The organism is Terriglobia bacterium (assembly GCA_020072845.1).
Taxonomy (GTDB): domain Bacteria; phylum Acidobacteriota; class Terriglobia; order Terriglobales; family Acidobacteriaceae; genus JAIQGF01.
Genome location: JAIQGF010000009.1, coordinates 331,161 through 349,220, shown reverse-complemented (window position 1 = coordinate 349,220; position 18,060 = coordinate 331,161). Strand labels below are relative to the sequence as shown.

Annotated in this window: 16 protein-coding genes; 4 read left to right on the top strand and 12 right to left on the bottom strand. The window is 62.0% G+C overall.

The features are described from left to right. Positions 1-55: 55 nt before the first annotated feature. On the bottom strand, positions 56-1,390 hold the full coding sequence (locus tag LAN70_10640) for a glycosyltransferase family 39 protein (protein ID MBZ5511613.1): 1,335 nt from the start codon (positions 1,388-1,390) through the stop codon (positions 56-58). A 117-nt stretch (positions 1,391-1,507) separates the two neighbouring features. After that, positions 1,508-2,704, bottom strand: a complete 1,197-nt coding sequence (locus LAN70_10635; GenBank protein MBZ5511612.1) for an ABC transporter permease — start codon at positions 2,702-2,704, stop codon at positions 1,508-1,510. 165 nt (positions 2,705-2,869) lie between these two features. Between LAN70_10635 and LAN70_10630 the strand changes: the two genes are divergently transcribed. The 4 genes from LAN70_10630 (at position 2,870) to LAN70_10615 (ending at position 6,822) form a co-directional block, all read left to right on the top strand. Next, the gene (locus tag LAN70_10630; protein MBZ5511611.1) at positions 2,870-4,213 is read left to right on the top strand and encodes a TolC family protein; all 1,344 of its coding nucleotides are present in this window, start codon (positions 2,870-2,872) and stop codon (positions 4,211-4,213) included. Between the two features lie 273 nt (positions 4,214-4,486). Beyond that, entirely contained in the window at positions 4,487-6,007 is a 1,521-nt protein-coding gene (hpnJ, locus tag LAN70_10625; GenBank protein MBZ5511610.1) for a hopanoid biosynthesis associated radical SAM protein HpnJ, read from the top strand. Positions 6,008-6,028: 21 nt separating this feature from the next. Beyond that, positions 6,029-6,442: an EamA family transporter gene (locus LAN70_10620; GenBank protein ID MBZ5511609.1), complete on the top strand. Its 414-nt coding sequence runs from the start codon at positions 6,029-6,031 to the stop codon at positions 6,440-6,442. After that, positions 6,439-6,822, top strand: coding sequence for a hypothetical protein (locus tag LAN70_10615; GenBank protein ID MBZ5511608.1), 384 nt, complete (start codon positions 6,439-6,441; stop codon positions 6,820-6,822). Before LAN70_10620 ends, LAN70_10615 begins: the two co-directional genes overlap by 4 nt. A gap of 112 nt (positions 6,823-6,934) precedes the next feature. On the opposite strand, the gene hpnE is transcribed toward LAN70_10615, so the two are convergent. The 10 genes from hpnE to shc all read right to left on the bottom strand — a co-directional run bounded on the left by hpnE (position 6,935) and on the right by shc (position 18,047). Beyond that, positions 6,935-8,449 (bottom strand): hydroxysqualene dehydroxylase HpnE, encoded by a 1,515-nt coding sequence (gene hpnE / locus LAN70_10610; protein ID MBZ5511607.1) that lies wholly within the window; start codon positions 8,447-8,449, stop codon positions 6,935-6,937. Then, positions 8,446-9,390: a phytoene/squalene synthase family protein gene (locus LAN70_10605; GenBank protein ID MBZ5511606.1), complete on the bottom strand. Its 945-nt coding sequence runs from the start codon at positions 9,388-9,390 to the stop codon at positions 8,446-8,448. The genes hpnE and LAN70_10605 overlap by 4 nt, the downstream gene beginning before the upstream one ends. 100 nt (positions 9,391-9,490) lie before the next feature. Then, complete coding sequence (hpnC, locus tag LAN70_10600) at positions 9,491-10,489, bottom strand: squalene synthase HpnC (protein ID MBZ5511605.1); 999 nt, start codon at positions 10,487-10,489, stop codon at positions 9,491-9,493. 86 nt (positions 10,490-10,575) lie between these two features. Continuing rightward, entirely contained in the window at positions 10,576-11,613 is a 1,038-nt protein-coding gene (locus LAN70_10595; protein ID MBZ5511604.1) for a zinc-binding dehydrogenase, read from the bottom strand. A gap of 51 nt (positions 11,614-11,664) precedes the next feature. Continuing rightward, positions 11,665-12,792: a zinc-dependent dehydrogenase gene (locus LAN70_10590; protein ID MBZ5511603.1), complete on the bottom strand. Its 1,128-nt coding sequence runs from the start codon at positions 12,790-12,792 to the stop codon at positions 11,665-11,667. Further along, positions 12,792-13,508 carry a hypothetical protein gene (locus LAN70_10585; protein MBZ5511602.1) on the bottom strand — a complete coding sequence of 239 codons (717 nt, stop codon included), beginning with the start codon at positions 13,506-13,508 and terminating at the stop codon, positions 12,792-12,794. The genes LAN70_10590 and LAN70_10585 overlap by 1 nt, the downstream gene beginning before the upstream one ends. Beyond that, a complete protein-coding gene (locus LAN70_10580; GenBank protein ID MBZ5511601.1) occupies positions 13,498-14,496 on the bottom strand; it encodes an NAD-dependent epimerase/dehydratase family protein in 999 nt (332 codons plus the stop codon). The genes LAN70_10585 and LAN70_10580 overlap by 11 nt, the downstream gene beginning before the upstream one ends. A gap of 13 nt (positions 14,497-14,509) precedes the next feature. Further along, a complete protein-coding gene (locus LAN70_10575) occupies positions 14,510-14,893 on the bottom strand; it encodes a hypothetical protein (protein ID MBZ5511600.1) in 384 nt (127 codons plus the stop codon). Positions 14,894-14,946: 53 nt separating this feature from the next. Beyond that, positions 14,947-16,068, bottom strand: coding sequence for an adenosyl-hopene transferase HpnH (gene hpnH, locus LAN70_10570; GenBank protein ID MBZ5511599.1), 1,122 nt, complete (start codon positions 16,066-16,068; stop codon positions 14,947-14,949). Next, entirely contained in the window at positions 16,068-18,047 is a 1,980-nt protein-coding gene (gene shc, locus LAN70_10565) for a squalene--hopene cyclase (GenBank protein MBZ5511598.1), read from the bottom strand. The genes hpnH and shc overlap by 1 nt, the downstream gene beginning before the upstream one ends. Between the last annotated feature and the right edge of the window lie 13 nt (positions 18,048-18,060).

Sequence of the window (18,060 nt, the reverse complement as noted above, 5' to 3'; positions counted from 1 at the left end):
AGGCAGAAGTGGCACACGTTCGCGTGTGCCTTTTGTTTTGTTCCCTATTCCCAGCTCAAGGCGCGCCGGCCTCGGCATTGCTACGCCGGGAGCGCCGCGCATCGAGACAACTCGAAACAGCGTAGGCGACCAGGATGACGAGCATGGGATCAATCGGGTGGCGATAGTCCATGGTCGGGTGGGTGATGTAGTACACCGCGGGATAGGCGCCGAGCACGGCGGCAAAGGGCAGGAACCACTCGCGCCGGTTCCTCCACACGAGAACCAGGCCGGTGAGCATCAGCACGGTCAAGGTTGAACAGAAGATGGTGTTCGGAATCTGCAGGGGCTCGTTGCGAGCGTAGTCAGGGTCGAGGCTCCAGAAGCCCGTCCAAACAAAAACAAAGCGCTTCCAGCAAAGCCAGACGAAGACGCCGGGATTATCGCGAATAAAGCGCACCGCCAGGGTTCGCATTTCCCCGATGTAGGCGATTTCGCCGACGCGGTGCAATTCGTTCCACTGGGCCGCGCTGGTCGAGGGGATGGCCCAGTCGGGATAGATATCGGAGATGTCGCCGGTATTGCCGACGCGCACTTCGACCCAGAAGTTGTCGCGCACCGGAAGTACCTTGTGCAGGACGAGGTAATTGCGGACATCCCACGGCGCGACGACCAGCACCAGCATGACAACCGCCAGGAACGCGGATGCAAACCATTTTTCACCACGGCCGTAACCGCGCCAACATAGCCAACCGAGCAGAAACGGAAACACCGCCAGGACGGCCGGATTGCTGAGAGCGGCGACTCCCCAGAGCAGGCCGTAACCGATGCAGCGGCGCGCGGTGGCTTTCTCGTCGAGCACCAGTGTGAGCCACACCAGGATGGCAAGCAGCAGAGTCGTCAGGGCGTTTTCCCAGATGCGTTCCGCGGCGGCCCAGATGGCGTACGGAAAGAATGCCCAGAGCCAGCCGGCGTAGCGCGCCACCCGGTCGCTCAAGGTCCTGCGGGCGATGGCGAATACCGGGACGACGGTGAGGGCGGAGAAAATCGAATTGAGGGTCAGGATGGCGATGGCCGAAGCCTTGGTGAACAATCCGAAAACTTTGAAGACCCCGGCCAGCAGGTAGGGATAGAGCGGCGGGAACCATGCGGTCGGGCCGGTATCGCCGACGTAAGGAGAACTGAAGCCCTTGCCGGTAACGATGGAGCGGGCCACCATGCCCATTTCCCAGGCAAATCGCCAGTGGTGGCGCTGCGGATCGAGGTGGTCCGGGTAGGTGAAGGGAATGACCAGGAGGCGCACGGCGAGGCCGGCGAGGACCATCAGGGTCAAGGTACGGGCAACGGAAGCGGGCTGATGGGATGTGCCGGCGACCGGCGCGGACGCGGTTTCGATTTGAGAGTCGGACATCAGTTCCGAGTCGCTTAAAGCAGATTCCTCGGGGCCAAAGCCCCTCGGAATGACAGAAAAAAATAGATCTCGTTTACGGCACGGCTGAAGCCGTGCCCTTCCCACCCATGCGCCTCGCTACTCATAATGCAGCGCTTCGGTGGGCTGGAGCAAGGAGGCGCGGCGCGCCGGCAGGTAACCGAACAAGATACCGATGCCGCACGAGACCACCAGCGAGACGACGACGGAAACCCAGGAAATCGGGAGGTAGAGACCGTTGAGCAGGATCAATTGCGCGCCGATCGGAAGAGCGACCGCGATGCTGATGCCGACCAGCGCTCCCACGCCGCTGATGATGAAAGCTTCGATGAGGAATTGCCATTCGATCTCGCTGCGCCGGGCGCCGATGGCCATGCGGACGCCGATTTCACGCGTGCGCTCGGTGACCGTGACCAGCATGATGTTCATGATGCCGATGCCGCTGGTGATCAGGGTGACGGAGGCGACAATGAGCAAAACGATGGTGAGAGCGTTGGAAATGCTGCGCGCGGCGCTCAGCATGGCGGCCAGATTCTGCACGGAATACACCGCCTCGGGGCGGTGGCGGCTCTGCAACAGCTCGGCGATGGCGCGCGTCGCCAGCGGGACGTCGTCGGGGCTGTCCGCCTGGGCATAGAAAGTCTTGATGGACTCCTCTCCGGTGAGGTCTTTGATCAGGGGGAACGGAATGATGACGGTGTCGGAGGTAATTTCCGTTTGGCCAAAGGTGGCAACGCGCTCCTTGAAGACTCCGACGACCGTGAGCGCGAAACCGGCGACCTTGATCTTCTGGCCGACGGGGTTTTCGAATCCGAGCAGGCCGGCCATGTGCTCGGTGATGACGGCGGCCTTGGCGCGGTTTTGAATATCAATCTCGTCGAGAAACCGGCCCCGCACCACATCGAGATTGCGGACTTTGTCGAAATCGTCCGTCACTCCGACCACGCTGACCGCGTATTCCTTGCCGGCAACGGTCACGGCGACCTGGGTATCGAAGGTTGCGGCGGCGTGGGTGACCAGGGGCATGGCGCGCATGGCGTGCAGGTCGGCGAGCGAAATCTGATCGCCCAGCGGACGAGCTTGCGCGGGACCGACGCCGACGTGATAGCCGTAGATCAGGTTGGCGCCTATGCCTTCGATCTGGGCCAGGATGTAGCGCTTGCCGGTAAGGCCGACGGTGACCACCAGCACCAGGCAGGCGCTGCCGATCACCACGCCGAGCATGGTGAGAAACGCCTTGAATTTGTTGGCGCGCAAGGCGTCCAGCGCCGTTCTCCAGGTTTCGCCGCTGATCATGGTGGTATCGGGTGATCGGATGATCGGGCGATCCGGTGATCGCTGACCAGTTTTCAAATCACCCGATCACCGGATCATCCGATCACCCGATGTCTTGCCTCTAGAATATCAGCCCAACACCAGTTGTTATACTCGCCTGCTGTTTGAATGACGGTAGGTGACGTGATGAATGGCTCTTTTCACCGCTTGCAGTGGCCGTTTTACTCCATCCTGGCCGTGGCCGTTTCGATCTCCGCTTTCGCTGAGCCGCTTCCCTTCCGGCGCGCCATGGAACTGGTGGCGCAGCGCGGGTCGGTGTCGGTGGCCGCAGCCGAGCAACTGCGCGCACGTGCGTCATACCTGGAACTGCGAAACATGTACCTGCCGCAGCTCGTGGTCGGCTCGGGTGTCGCAAAGACATATGGATTCCCGCTCAGCATCGAAGGCTCGGCGCCCTCGATCATCAGCGTGAACTACCAGTCCGCCCTGTACAGCCCCGCAGGAGGCGATTTCATCAAGGCGGCCAGGCAGGAATGGCAAGCGTCGGAGACGGGGACGCAGGACCAGAGCGCGGTCACGCTGCTGGAAGCGGCCATTACCTATATCCAGCTCGATACCGTGGCCTCACGGATGCGGCTCTTGAACCAGCAACAGGAAGAGGCGAATCGGCTGGTCTCGGTGGTCAGCGATCGGGTGCAGGCCGGAGTTGACAGCCAGATGGACCTGACGCGCGCCAAGCTGGCAGCGGCGCAAGTACGGATGCGCCTGGCGGATGCGGAAGGAGCAGCCGATGTGCTGCGCGAACGGTTGGGGCAGTTAACCGGGGTGGCGCCGACATCGATTGAGACGGTCACCGAATCCATTCCCACGATTCCCGACCTCAGCCAGCAGCCGGACATTGTGGGCGCGGCGGTAACAAGCAGTCCAGGATTAAAGGCGGCGCAGGAATCAGCGACGGCGAAGCAACTGCGCGCCAAAGGCGAGCACAAGTTGATGTGGCCGGCCATTGACCTGGTGGCGCAGTACGGACTGTTTTCGAAATACAACAACTACGATCTTTACTTCAACCGCTTCCAGCGCAATAACGCGACGCTGGGAGTTGCGATCCGGTTTCCATTCCTCAACTTCGCGCAGCGGGCCCGCGCCGAAGCCGCCGACGCCGAGGCCGTGAAGGCGCAGCGCCAGACGGAGGTTACGAAACGGCAGGTTTCCACCGATACCCTGAAACTGACGCGGGCGATCAAGCAATTGGACGCCGCCGAGCAGGTGGCGCAACTCGACTATCAATTGGCCCAGGCGCAAGTCGATGCCGTGCAAGCACGCATCCAGACCGCCGCCCCGGGCATGCCCGGTGTTCCCGGTCAACCGGCCGTCCCGCCGCCGGGACCGCGCGAACTGGAGTCGGCGCGAATCCAGATGAATGACAAGTACTCGACCTACCTGGATACCGCTTTCGAGCTGCAGAAGGCGCGTCTGCAGCTTCTGCGCGCGGCAGGCAAGCTGGACGACTGGGCGCTGGGAAAGCACTAGCCGGCAGGGTTGATCAAAGTGCTACGCGGGAGCGCTGAAGAGCACTAAATGTTAACTATGCAGCGTCGCTGATAAGCTGAATATTCACGCCTTTCAGCGCATCTAAGTTACCATTAGGCCTGATTACCTTCGGGCCGGTACCGGTCACTTGATACTCTCTATCGTATGCGGGCCCAAGGACTTTCGCTTCCCGGCGCCGAGGAAGAGTTCTTCGCGTTACCCGGCAGGTTCGCATCCTTTGAGAGGGTTTGTTACTATAGCTAACTCAATCGCATGCCACTGAAAACGTTATTCCTGAATCCCCCTTCGTTCGAAAATTTTGACGGTGGCGCCGGATCCCGGTGGCCGGCGACACGCGAGATTGAGTCCTACTGGTATCCGGTATGGCTGGCCTATCCGGCGGGGATGCTGGAAGGATCTCGGCTGCTGGATGCGCCTCCCCACCATGTCTCGGCGGAAGATACCATCCGCATCGCCAAGGAGTATGAATTCCTGGTGCTGTTCACCAGCACACCGGGTTTTCCCGGCGACGTACGGCTGAGTGAAGCGATCAAGGCGGCCAACCCGAACATCAAGATCGCCTTTGTCGGGCCGCACGTGACGGTGCTGCCGGAAAAGAGCCTCCAGCAAGCGGCCGCGGTTGATTTCGTGGTGCGCAAGGAATTTGACTACGCGGTAACGGATTTTGCCAAAGGCAAGCCGGTGGAACAGATCGCCGGAGTTTCGTACCGCAAGAACGGCAACGTCATCCACAACCCGGAAGGGCCGCAGATTTCCGACCTCGATTCCCTGCCCAACGTGACCGAGGTTTACAAGCGCGACCTGGATGTCCGCCGCTATAACGTGCCGTTCCTGCTGCATCCCTTCGTTTCGCTGTACACGACGCGCGGGTGCCCGGCGCAGTGCACCTTCTGCCTGTGGCCGCAAACGTTGAGCGGGCATGCGTGGCGGAAGCGGTCCACCGATGCGGTGGCGCGGGAGATGGCGCAGGCGAAGGAATACTGGCCGTACGTGAAAGAATTCTTCTTCGACGACGACACCTTCAACATCCAGAAGGCGCGGACGATTGAGCTGTGCGCCAAGCTGAGGCCGCTGAAGCTGACGTGGTCGTGCACCTCGCGCGTGACCACCGATTACGAAACGCTAAAGGCGATGCGCGATGCCGGATGCCGGCTGCTGATCGTGGGTTATGAGTCCGGCGACCAGCAGATTCTGAAGAACATCAAGAAGGGCGCGACGCTGGAGCGGGCACGCCAGTTCACCAAGGACTGTCACAAGCTGGGGCTGGTGATCCATGGCGATTTCATCATGGGCCTGCCCGGTGAGACCCGGGAAACGATTCGCCGCACCATTGATTTCGCCAAGGAACTGGACGTCGAGACCATCCAGGTCTCGGTGGCGCATGCCTACCCGGGGACGGAGTTGTTCGACTTCGCGGTGAGCAACGGGTTCATGGCCAACAAGGAGATGGTGGACATCGGCGGCCACCAGATGGCGCATATCGAATATCCCGGATTGCCGGCCGACGACATTATGGAGGCGGTGCACCGCTTTTATGACGAGTACTATTTCCGTCCCAAGGCGGTGTTCCGAATTGTGAGAAAGGCGATTTTCAATTCCGACGAGCGCAAGCGCTTGTACCATGAAGCCAAGGGCTTCATGAAAGTCCGCGCCAACCGCAACCGCTGGGTCAAGCAGCAGCGGCAAAAACCGATTGCGCCGCCGGCGCCACCGGTGGGTGGCGCACCGGCTTCGGAGACGGAGCCGTCGGTGGCGGAACCCGCCAACGCCTGAGATAAATCATTGAACTTCCGCATGCAAGCTACCCTGGCCGGGGTGGTGCTGTTTGGTGCGAGTGGCGATGTCGCGCTGTCGCGCGGCATGAAGTCCGTGGGCGCGCTTTCCCTCGGCCAATGGACCCAAGTCATCCACGCCATCTTTACGCCTTGGGTGGGGGCGGGAATCATTCTGCTGCTGGCCTTCTTCGTCAGCTACCTGAGCGCGCTTTCCTTTGCCGACCTCACCTACGTGCTGCCCGCCACCGCAGTGGGATACATCCTGATGGCCGTGCTCGCCAAGTTTTTCCTGCACGAGAACATTTCGCCGTGGCGCTGGGCAGGGATTGCGCTGATCGCGATGGGAGTCGGGTTCGTCACTGCTGGGCCCGCGAAGACGGCAACCGCGCGAGGGGTCCAGGGCCATCCACCGCCGCCGGTCGGCAGCGCATGACCAACTGGCACTACACCTGGGGCAGCATTTTGGCGGTGGTGGTCTTTTCAACCGCCGGTGACGTGCTGACATCGCTCGCCATGAAGCAGTCGGGCGACGTTGGACATCTGTTTCACAGCAATGGGTTATGGACAACAGTTAAAGTTGTGCTTGGAAATGCGACGCTGTGGATCGGGGTGGCGTTCATGGCGCTGGCGTTCTTCTCGCTGTTGTTTGCATTGTCGTGGGCGGATGTGAGCCTGGTGGCGCCGGCCTCGGCGTCGCTGACCTTTATCGGCAATGCGATCGTCGCCAAGGTTTTTCTTCGCGAGCAGGTGGACCGGCAACGGTGGCTGGCCGCGATCCTGGTTGCTGCTGGAGTGGCCTTGGTGGCAAGGTAGGAGAGACAGGTTTTAGGTTTTAGGCGTTGGGCGTTAGGCTATATGTCCTCCGCTTAGAACCTAGAAAATAAGACCTACTAAACGTCCTCGCCTAACACCTAAAACCCAAAACCTAAGACCTGCTAAACATTCGCATGAAGCCGCGCGGTGGCAGATCGGGTGCAAGATACCGCTGCGGCTGCCCTGCCGCGCGGGTCAGCGCCTCGGCGGCGAGATAGCCGCTGCGCACCGCACCCTCCATGGTGGCGGGCCACCCGGTGGCGGTCCAGTCGCCGGCCAGGAAAACCCGCGGCCAGGGCGAGGTTTGCGATGGACGATGCGAGTCGGCGCCGGGCAGCGGAGAGTAAGTGGCGTTCACTTCCTTAATGACCGTGGATTTCAGCAGCTTTGCATGGCTGACTTCAGGGAAGAAATCTGTGAGCTCCCGCAGGGCGAGATCGAGGATGTCCTGCTTGGGCCTGTCCGCGAGAGTCTTCGAGGAGCTCACGACAAGCTCGACGTAACTTCCCTTTGTGCCGTCCCTTCGGGACTCCGTTTCGTTTAGGTCGCCTACCCGGGGCTCACGCCCCGGGCTAGCATCTGCCGCCCCTGCGGGGCTGTCGTCCGCAGCCGGTGGAGGCGTGCCCGCAGTGCAGTCGAGGATTTCCGATTTGTGAAACATCCACTGAATGGTCCGGTCGAGGAGCACGGCGTGCGGCAGGTCGGTGATCTGGCGATCAAACCAGAGGTGAATGCCGGTGATGGGAGAGGTCTGGAAGCGGTCGAGCATGGCGCGCAGCGGTGTTGCCGGATCGTCTTCGGGCAGCATCCCGGCCAGTACGTTAAACGGGACCGCGAGGACGGCATAATCAAATGCGGTTTCCTGGCCGCCGGCGCAGATGCGCACGTTGCCCCGCTCAGGGCGGAAGGCATCGGCGGCAGCACGCAATTGCACGCCACCGCCGTGGCGCTGGATGTGATCGCCGGCGATCCCGTAGAGATCGGACAAGGGCAGCGCGGGCAAGCCGAGGGCGCCTGCTTGCGCCGACTTGAGGAACGACTCGCGAAAAACCTGGGCCGCGTAGCGCGACGAGACACGTTCCAAATCCTCATTGAGCGCGCTGACCAGCACCACGCGCCAGAAGCGGTCAATCGCGCGCTGCGTCTGACCATGATCGCGGAGCCAATCGAGGAACGGCGGACCGTCGTCAGCGGGTAAGCGAGCCGTCAGCGCCAGCATGCCGCGGGCGATGGCCAGCTTGTCCGCCGGCGAAAGGCAGGCGGCACGCAAGAACGAGGTCGCGCTGTGGAGTGGAGCCGGCAGTATTCCCGGCTCAATGACGGAGCGCCGGCCTCCGGGCTCAATGAACGTCAAGCGCCGGTACCAGCGGATTTTGTCCTGCGCGCCGATGCGCTGGTAGAAATCAATCAGGTTCGTACAGCAGCCCAGCAGCACGTGCTGGCAATTGTCCACCACCTCGCCGGTGCCGGGGTGCTGGTAGGACGAGGCGCGGCCCCCGAGGTAGGGACGGCGCTCGAACAGCGAGACGCGGAAGCCGGTGTCGGCCAGCGCGCAACCGGCGGCCAGTCCGGCGAGGCCTCCGCCGATGACGGCTACGGTCGGAGGTTTCTGGGTTGCCGGGGTCATTCCGTGATCCGCCGCCACAGGCCCTTGCAGAGGATGCGGAGCTTTTCGCCGGTGGTGAGCCGCACGCGTTCGGTAAAGACGTCGTAGTCCCTGGCAGCAATTTTTTCCAGTAACCGGCTGTAGATTTCGACCAGGGTCCAAAGGGCCGCTTGGCTGTCCTCGTCCATGTACGCGATCAACTGCCGCCCCGAGTCGTAATACTGGCGGGCGCGATCGGCTTCCATCTCCAGCAGCGCACGAAATGCCGCCGGCTTCGGTGCACGAAACATACTGGCGCCGATGCCGCAACGGTCGAGGTCCTCCTGCGGCAGATAGATGCGGCCCATGGCGGCGTCTTCCTTGACGTCGCGAATGATGTTGGTGAGCTGAAAGGCGATGCCGCAGCGCTCGGCAAGAGCTTCCGCCGCGGGATCGCGATAGCCGAAGACGCGGATGCAGACCAGGCCCACAACCGAAGCAACGTGGTAGCAGTAGTTGTAGAGATCGTCGAAGGTCGTGTAGAGCACGCCTGGACTGTCGGCCACCGGCTGCCGGCTATTGGGCCAGGGGACGTCCATGGCGGTGCCGTAGACCAGCGTTTCCAGCAGTTCAATGGGTATCTTGAAGCGGCGCTGGCTGTCGCCAACCGCCATGAGGACGGGGTCGTCGGTGGGTTCGCCGGCCACTACGCCATGCAAAGAGTCGAGCCAGGCATTGAGCCGGAGGCGCTTGTCTTCCGGCGTGAGCTGCGGGTCATCGCTGATGTCGTCGGCGTGGCGCATGAACGCGTACACGGCGCTGAGGGCATCGCGCTTGCGCCGCGGCAGCACGAGAAATGCATAGTAGAAATTGCGCGCCGCCTTGCGCGTAATGTGCCGGCACACGCCGTACGCAGTGCGCAGTTGCACGGGCGCAGCGCGGGGCGCGCTTGGGGCCTGGCCGGTTTGGGCGAGGACGGTCATGGGTTACGTGGAGAGCTCGAATTCACCACAGAGGCACGGAGACACGGAGAAAGACCTGATGATTTTTCTGTGTCTCCGTGTCTCCGTGGTGAGTTCATGTTCAAAGGATTTTTCCCAGTGCGGCTTTCGCGACCAGGGCGAGTTTCCTTGCCTTGGAAATAGCCGGGCGTCTGGTTAAAACATCGAAGTTCTGGCGCTCGATGGCAAGCAAAATTTCCTGGCCGCCGCGGGTAAACAGTTCGATATCGGGCGCCAAGTCTTTGTCCACTTTGCGCGCCAGCGGCAAGCCGCGGTGGAACCACTCGCGCGCGCGCGCGACCTCGAATTTCATCAGCTCGCGGAATTGTGGGGTACAGCGGCGGCTGGCGATGTCCTGCTCGCTGACGCCGAAGTGCCCCATGTCTTCCAGCGGAAGATAAATGCGGCCCTTGCCGTAGTCGCTCCAGACGTCCTGCCAGAAATTCGCCAATTGCAGCGCGGTACAAGTGAAGTCGGAAAGCTGCTGGCGTTCGTCGTCGCAATAGCCGCAGACGTAGAGCACAAGCCGGCCGACGGGATTGGCCGAGTAGCGGCAATATGCCAGCACATCGTCAAAGGCCGGATAGCGGCCGACGGTCTGATCCTGGCGAAAGGCCTTCAGCAGGTCCGCAAAGGGCTCACGCGGGATGTTGCACTCGCGGATGGTCTCCCGCAGTGCGATAAAAACGGGGTGGGTGGGACGCGCCGGGTTGCGCGATGAGGGTCCCGGCTCAAGCTTTTCTACATTTCTCCGCACATCGGGGGGCGGCGCCTGCACCAGGCTCAAGTAGGTTGCATTCAGCTCCCCTTCCCAATCCTGCAGCAGGCGCAAGGACTGCTGCGGATCGCCGACTTCGTCGCCCAGATCATCCGAAATTCGGCAGTAGGCGTAAACGCTGTAGAAATGAGGGCGAACGCGTTCCGGAAGAAACCAGGTGGCGACGGAAAAATTCTCGTAATGGCTGCGCGCCAGGCGCTCACAGTAGGCACGCGCCTCCGGCAACGACGGCGCCTGCTCCGGAATGGCGTATTCCGGCGGGAGTCCGGCAAAGGGGACGGAATTGGGGGTTGCCGTCAACATGGTCAATTTAACCACAGAGGACACAGAGGCAAAAAAATAACGGAGGACCTCGGTGGCCCTCCGCGTCCTCTGTGGTTTCGGCTTGTTCAGTGCCCCGGGATAATGGCGGTCTTGATGTCGCCATTCCGGTTGAGCATGTGACGCAACACTTGCTGCAAGCGCGACAGCGGCGCCTCGCCGGTAATGTAGTCGGCGCCGCGGATCTTGCGTTCGGCGATCAGCGCGAAGGCCTTGCGAACCGTTTCCGGCGTGTGATGGAACGTGGCCTTCAGAGTGATCTCGGAATAGTGCAGGCGATTGGTGTCGAGCGCGACTTTGGTGCCGCTGGCACAACCGCCGAAGAAATTTACGGTGCCGCCCTTGCGGGCCATGTCAATGGCCCACTCCCAGGCTTCGGGGCGCCCGACCGCTTCGATGACCACGTCGGCGCCGCGGCGATCGGGAGTCAGGGCGCGCACGGCATCCACGGGGTCCTGCACCTGGGTGATCTGGACGACGTCGTCGGCGCCCAAGCGCTTGGCGGCTGAAACTTGGGAATCGCGCTTGGCGACGGAGATCACGTTGCATCCCTTGAGCTTGGCGACTTGTACGAACATCAGGCCGATGGGGCCGCCGCCGATGACGACCACGGTATCGCCGATTTCCAGGCTGGTCTCGTGGAGCCCGCGCAGGACGCAGGCCAGCGGCTCAACCATGGCCGCTTCTTCGTAGCTCACATTGCTGGGCACTGCCAGCATATTGCTTTCTACGATCCGGCGGGGAATCTTGATGTACTCGGCATAGGCGCCATTGTTGAAGAGCAGGTCTTCACAAAGATTTTCCTGGTGCTTGGAGCAGTAGAAACACATCTGGCAGGGCGCCGAGTTGAGCGCCACCACGCGCATGCCGTTGCGGAAGCTCTTAACGCCGGGTCCGACCTCCTCGATGACTCCGGCCAATTCGTGGCCGAAAAGGGCCGGCGGGACGATCATGCGGGCATGATATCCGCGCTGGTAAACCTTGAGATCGGTACCGCAGGTCAGCGCGACTTGGACCTTGATCAGAACCTCGCCGTGACCGACACGGGGGATGGGCACTCTCTCAATCTTCACGTCCTCTTTACCGTAGAGGACAGCTGCTGTCATATGTCCGTTCACTAGCATTCCTTCCCTGGTGCGACTCCTTGGAACGATTAGCTACGCAGTGGGAACCTTGGGTTCCAGTGCCGGCTGGATGACGACTTTCATCGAATCCGGCCGGGGATGAGCCGCTAAGTTCAGTGCTTCCAAGGCGCTGGACAGGGGAAAACGGTGAGTAATGAGCCGCTCCAAATCCATTTCATGGCGGCATACAAAACTCACAGCTTCGTCCTGAAGATCAACGGAAGCGCTGTAAGAGCCCAATAAAGTTTTCTCGTCAACACAGATTGCGGCAGGATCGATAACGGCCTCTCCTCGAACCGTCTGCGCGAAAAGCAATATCCTGCCACCCGGCCGCGCAGCCTCCACAGCCGCAGGTATCAAAGACGTCCCGGCAACCGCCAGAACGACGGCATCAGCCCCACGCCCCTCGGTCCATTGGCGCACCGTCTGGACAGCATCGCAGCGCGAAGCATCCATGGACCTGTTGAGTCCAAAGCCAGCAGCTATTGTAAGCCTCTGGGGGAATAAATCGGAAGTGAATACCTTTGCACCTGCTCGTTGGGCCAATACTCCCAACAGGATACCGATGGGTCCTTGTCCCATAACGAGCACCGTCTCACCCCGCGCCAGTGACAGGGTCTGAATTCCTTTCAGGCAGGTGTTGATGGGCTCAATGAACGAGGCCTGCTCGAAAGAAACGTCCGGCGGCAGCTTGACGACACCGCCCCGGGCGACGATCCAGTCCATGACCCGGACATACTCCGAAAAGCCGCCACCGCTGGGCTCGTAGCCTGCGGTACAGCCGACTTGCTTGTAAACCGGGCATTGGGCGAACACCTTGTGCCGGCAGTAGAAGCAGTCGCCGCAGGGGATGTGATGAAAGACGCTGACCCGATCACCCAGGGCATAGCCGCTTACTCCGGCGCCGACTTGCGCCACCACGCCGGCCGTCTCGTGACCGAAGATGCGGGGCGCGGAATGGGAACCGGTGCTGATCTTTTTCAAGTCGGTGCCGCAGATGCCGCAGGTGTGAACCTTTACCAGAAGCTCGCCGGCGCCGATCCTGGGAACCGGAACGATTTCCAGGCGCACGTCGTCCCTGCCGTGATACACGGCGGCGCGCATTTTGGTGGGGATGAGCGTTGCATCCCGGTGTGCCCCGGTCTGTGTGGCAGTCGGCATTACGATGTTTTTCCCGACAGCGCCGGTTGAGGCGCTGCGCCTTGCTTCTCAATGAGATGAGCCAGAGCCTGGCAAAGTTTCTGAGATGCCTGGGCAGTATTGCGGGCAAGCCGCGCCAGCGTGCCCCAGCTGGCCGGCCGCAGCGCACAGGCAGCCACCAGGCGCGCGGTGCGAATGCGTCCACGAGAGTCGATGAACCGATCGAATGAGGGCATGGGAAAGTCCGCCGGTTCGGATACAGCCTTGAGCGCCATGAATTGACAGTCATGCTGGCCCGCGACCAGGGCTACGGCAGCGGCTTCCATGTCAACCGCCTGGCCGCCGAAAGCGCCGGTGATCCGCCGCTTGGCGTCGCGATCGAGCACCGAAGAAACGCTGACCAGGACACCATCGGTACCGCCGGCATCGAAGCGCGCGCCGGTGCCGAGATCCACGACCGTTGCCGGATGAAGAATTTGTCCCACCTTCAATTGCGAATCCAGTGCTCCCGCCAAACCCGCCGAGACGATGATGCGGGGCCGCTCGGAATCAAAGACGGCGACCGCAGCCTGACGCGCCAGCCGTGCCCCAATCCCGGAACAAACCACCAGAACCCGGTTGCTCGCAAAGGCCGAAAACGTTGCCTCGCCGGAAACGAGTTGCCGGCGAGGCCAGCGGCGCACCAGCGGCCGGACTTCACGTTCCAGGGCGGCGATAATGGCAATGTCAACCGACATAGCCATTCGCTTGAAACCACTCGGCGGCCCGGCGCAGGGCATCGTCCACCGCTACTATGTTCCAACCCAACTCGCGCTGCGCTTTCTCGGACGACACCCACATTTTTTTTCGGCCCATGCGAACCGCGTCCAGCGTGACGCGGGGTTCGCGGTGCAGCAATCGCCCGCTGATGACGGTATCGCCGGCGCCTGCCGCCAGCGCGAACACGTAGGGCAGTCGAATCTTGGGCGCCGGCAATCCGGTGATGGCCGCGAGTTTGTCCAGAATCTGTTTCAGCGTCAGATTCTCGCCGCCCAGGATATAGCGTTCGCCCGGGGTTCCCTTCTCCAGCGCCGCGATGTGCCCGCGGGCAACCTCGCGTACATCCACCAGGTTCAAGCCGGTATCCACGTAGGCGGGAAATTTTCGCTTCAGGAAGTCGAGGATGATCCGTCCGGTCGGAGTGGGTTTGACATCGCCCTCGCCGACCGGCGTGGTCGGATTCACCACCACGACATCGCCGCCGGACCTTCCGGCCTCGATCGCCACCTGCTCGGCAATGAACTTGGAGCGCTTGTAGTGGCCGATCATGTCTTCCAGGCGCACCGGCGAATTCTCGTCGGCGGGGCGGCCGTTGCCGGTGAAACCCATGGTCGCGACGCTGGAGCAATACACGATTCGCCGCACGCCGGCCTGCCTGGCAGCATCAATCAGCGCCCGCGTGCCCTCGACGTTGGAGCGATACATGGACTGCATGTCGGCAGCATCGCGCGTCCACAGCCGGTAATCGGCGGCAACGTGAAACACCACTTCGCAGCCCGCGATCGCGGTGCGCAGCGAATCGGGCTCTCGCAGATCGCCGACCACACGTTCGGCATGCAGGCCGTCAATGTTTCTGGTCGGACTCGAGGCTCGCACCAGCAGGCGCAGATCGGCGCCGTGGTTGGCCAATGCGCGCGCCACGTGGCTTCCGACAAAGCCGGTCGCTCCTGTCACAAACGCTTTCATCGAATCTGGCGTGCTATTCGAGCTTTTCAGGCTGCAGCGAAATGCCCTTCTCCCCAGCGGCCTTTCGCTCCCAGTATTGCCGCACCCAAGCGTCCCAGCTGTGTCCGGCTGCCATGTCGCGGCCGGTGAAGGCGAGGGCGGCAATGTCGGCGTAGGAAACCGAGGTCTTTCCTGCTCCGTTTTTCGGCACGAGACGAACCATGGAATCGGCGAGCGTGCGGCCGGGGCGGCGGTCGAATATATAGCCTTCGATCTGGGTGCCGTCTTTGCGGGTGATGAGCACGTCGCCGCGGTAATCGAAGGCGCGCTCCAGGGCCTGGCGCAGCTCGTTTTCGTCGGCCAGTTCGGGTACCCAGCCTTCGAGTTGCTCGCGGGCGCCGCGCTCGATGACTTCCAAGGCGTCTGGATCGGGCTCTGGTGTCCCGGCGCGATGTCCTGCTTCGCGGCCGGTCACACCCGTGTCTCCTGCGGCGCATCGCTCTCTATCTGCACCAGCGGATTGAAGGTGTGCACCGGGCGGACAGGTTCGTGAAGCAGTTCCAGCGCCTTGGGATCCGGGTAGCGGCTCGACATCGTGGCACGAACCGTGTCCCAGAAGCCGCGCAGCGAACTGAATGTGTCGTTCACCGCCGAGGCTTCGTAGCCGCTGTGCACCATGCAGTTGGCGCACTTGGGATTGCCGGATTCGGTGCCGTAGCCGGCCCACTCGGTGGTTTGCATCAACTCGGCAAACGTATCCGCATAGCCGTCCTGGAGCAGGTAACAGGGCTTTTGCCAGCCGAAGACATTAAACGTCGGCATGCCCCAGGGCGTGCACGGATAATCGCGCTTGCCCATCAGGAATTCCAGGAAGAGCGGCGACATGTTGAACCGCCAGTTCTGCTTGCGGTTGGAGAGAATGGCGCGGAACAGCCGGCGGGTGCGGGCGCGCCCGAGAAAGTGGCTCTGGTCGGGCGCCTTGTCGTAGGAGTATCCCGGTGAGAGCATCATGCCCTCGACGCCGAGCTCCATCATCTCGTCGAAGAACTCGCGCACGCTGCTGGGGTCGGCGCCGTCGAACAACGTGGTGTTGGTGGTGACGCGGAAGCCGCGGCGCAGCGCCTCCCGGACACCCTCGACTGCCTTGTCGTAGCCGCCTTCCAGGCAGACGGAAAAATCGTGATGTTGGCGCTGCCCGTCCACGTGGACGGAGAAGGTCAGAAACTTGCTCGGCTGGAACAGGTCGATCTTCTGCTTGAGCAGGAGCGCGTTGGTGCAGAGGTAAATGTATTTCTTGCGCGCGACCAGGCCGGCGACGATTTCGCCGATTTGCGGATGCAGCAAAGGCTCGCCACCCGGGATGGCAATGGTGGGAGCGCCGCATTCTTCCGCCGCGCGAAAGCACTCTTCCGGCGTGAGCTGCATTTTCAGCACGTGGCCGGGATACTGGATCTTGCCGCAGCCGGCGCATGCCAGGTTGCAGCGGAACAACGGCTCCAGCATGAGGACGAGCGGGTAACGCTTGCGTCCGAGCAGCTTCTGCTTCAGGACGTAGCTGGCGACCGTCCACATCTGCGAGACCGGTACTGGCATTACGCTTCTCCCAATTCGGTTTGCGGCGCGCTATTTTGCGAACCCGGAACGTCGGCGGCGTTTTCCGCCGCCATCATGACTTTCTGATACGTCGCCATCGCCAGCAACGGGAAGTACTCGGCGTACATGTGGTACTTGAGATAAAAAACTTTCGGGAACCCGGTGCCGGTGTTCCATTTTTCCTGCCACGAGCCGTCGCGCCGCTGCGTCTTGAGCAGGTAGGCGATTCCCTTGTGCACGCAATCGCTGCGCGTGTCGCCGGCGGCGAGCAGGCCCAGGATGGCCCACGCCGTCTGCGAGGCCGTGCTCGGACCCACGCCGCGCGCCGCCGGATCGTGATACGACCAGATGCTCTCGCCCCACCCGCCGTCCGGGTTCTGCACCATGCGGAGCCATTCGGCGGCCTGCTGGATGTAGGGCTCGTTTCGGTCAACCCCGATGGCTTCCAGCCCGCGCAGCACGAGGTGCGTACCGTAGATGTAATTGCAGCCCCAGCGGCCGAACCATGACCCGTCCGGTTCCTGCTCGTTGAGGATGAACTTGATGGCGCGCTGCACTCGCTTGTCGGCCTGGGTATAGCCGTGCGCGGCCAGCATCTCCAGCACGCGGCCGGTGATGTCCGCGGTCGCCGGATCGAGCATGGCGTTGTGGTCGGCGAACGGGATGTACTGGAAGACGAGCTTGTCGTTGTCCTTGTCGAAGGATGCCCAGCCGCCGTCCTTGCACTGCATGGAGAAGACCCAATCGAGGGCGCGGGTCACCGACTCGTGCTGGTAGCGCTCATTGGGATGATCCACATGGTCCAGCGCCAGGCACACCTGCGCGGTGTCGTCCACGTCAGGGTAAAACTCGTTGTTGAATTCGAAGTACCAGCCGGAGGGCTGGCCCTTGGGATTCTTGACCGACCAGTCCCCCTTGTGCGTGACCTGTTTCTTGAGCACCCAATCGGCGGCGGCGAGCATGCGCGGGTCTTTCGGGCTGACGCCGCTCTGACCGAGTGCGTAGAGCGCGTACACGGTGTCCCAGACCGGCGACTTGCACGGCTGCATGCGGAAGGTGCTCTCTTCCTCGATGCCGAGGGCTTCGAACTCGTCCAGGGCGCGGATGAATCGCGGATCGTCCACCGAGTAGCCGAGACAGCGCAGCGCGATGATGGAGTTCATCATGGCCGGATAAATCGCGCCCAGGCCGTCGCTCATCTCGAAGCGCTCCAGCATCCACTCTTCGGCGGCGCGCAGCGCGATGGAGCGCAGCGGCCGGATGTGGATGCGCTCCAGCCAGTGCGTCACGCGATCGAGGAAGAGGAAGAAATTCCGCCAACTGAAGAAGCGCGAGTCCCAGTGCAAGTAGAGATTGCAGTTGTCGCGCCCTCCCGGAAAAAGTTCCTCGATGCCCATTTCCGGCGGAATCTTCTTGTACGGCTTCTTCGCGTACACGATCGCCAGCGGGATGAAAATGGCGCGCGACCAGGAGGAAATCTCGTAGATGTTGAACCAGAACCAGTTGGGAAACAGCACGATCTCCGGGGGAATCGCGGGCACGGCGAACCAGTCATACTGCCCGAAAAAGCAGAGATAGATCTTGGTGTAGGTATTGGCGCAACTGGGTCCGCCGAGTTCACGGATTTTGCCGCGCGCACGCGCCATCGCCGGGTGCTGCGCGCTGTAGCCGGCCAGCTTGAGGGCAAAATATGCCTTCACCGAGGCGCTGACATCGGAAGGACCGTCGGGAAAAATGGGCCAGCCGCCGTCTTCGTTCTGGTGGTCGAGGATGCAGCGCGCCGCTTTCTGGAATTTGTTGGGATCACCAGTGCCGAGCAGGGTGTGCATGGCAATGTAGTCGGACTCGAGCGTGGTGTCCGCCTCGAGTTCGCCACACCAGTACCCGTCCTCGTGCTGGACAGAGAACAAATGCTTGCGCGCCGCGTCCAGCGCCGCGGCGACGCGGCTCACGATGTCGTCGATCTTGCCAAACTTCATCAGGTTTCTGGGG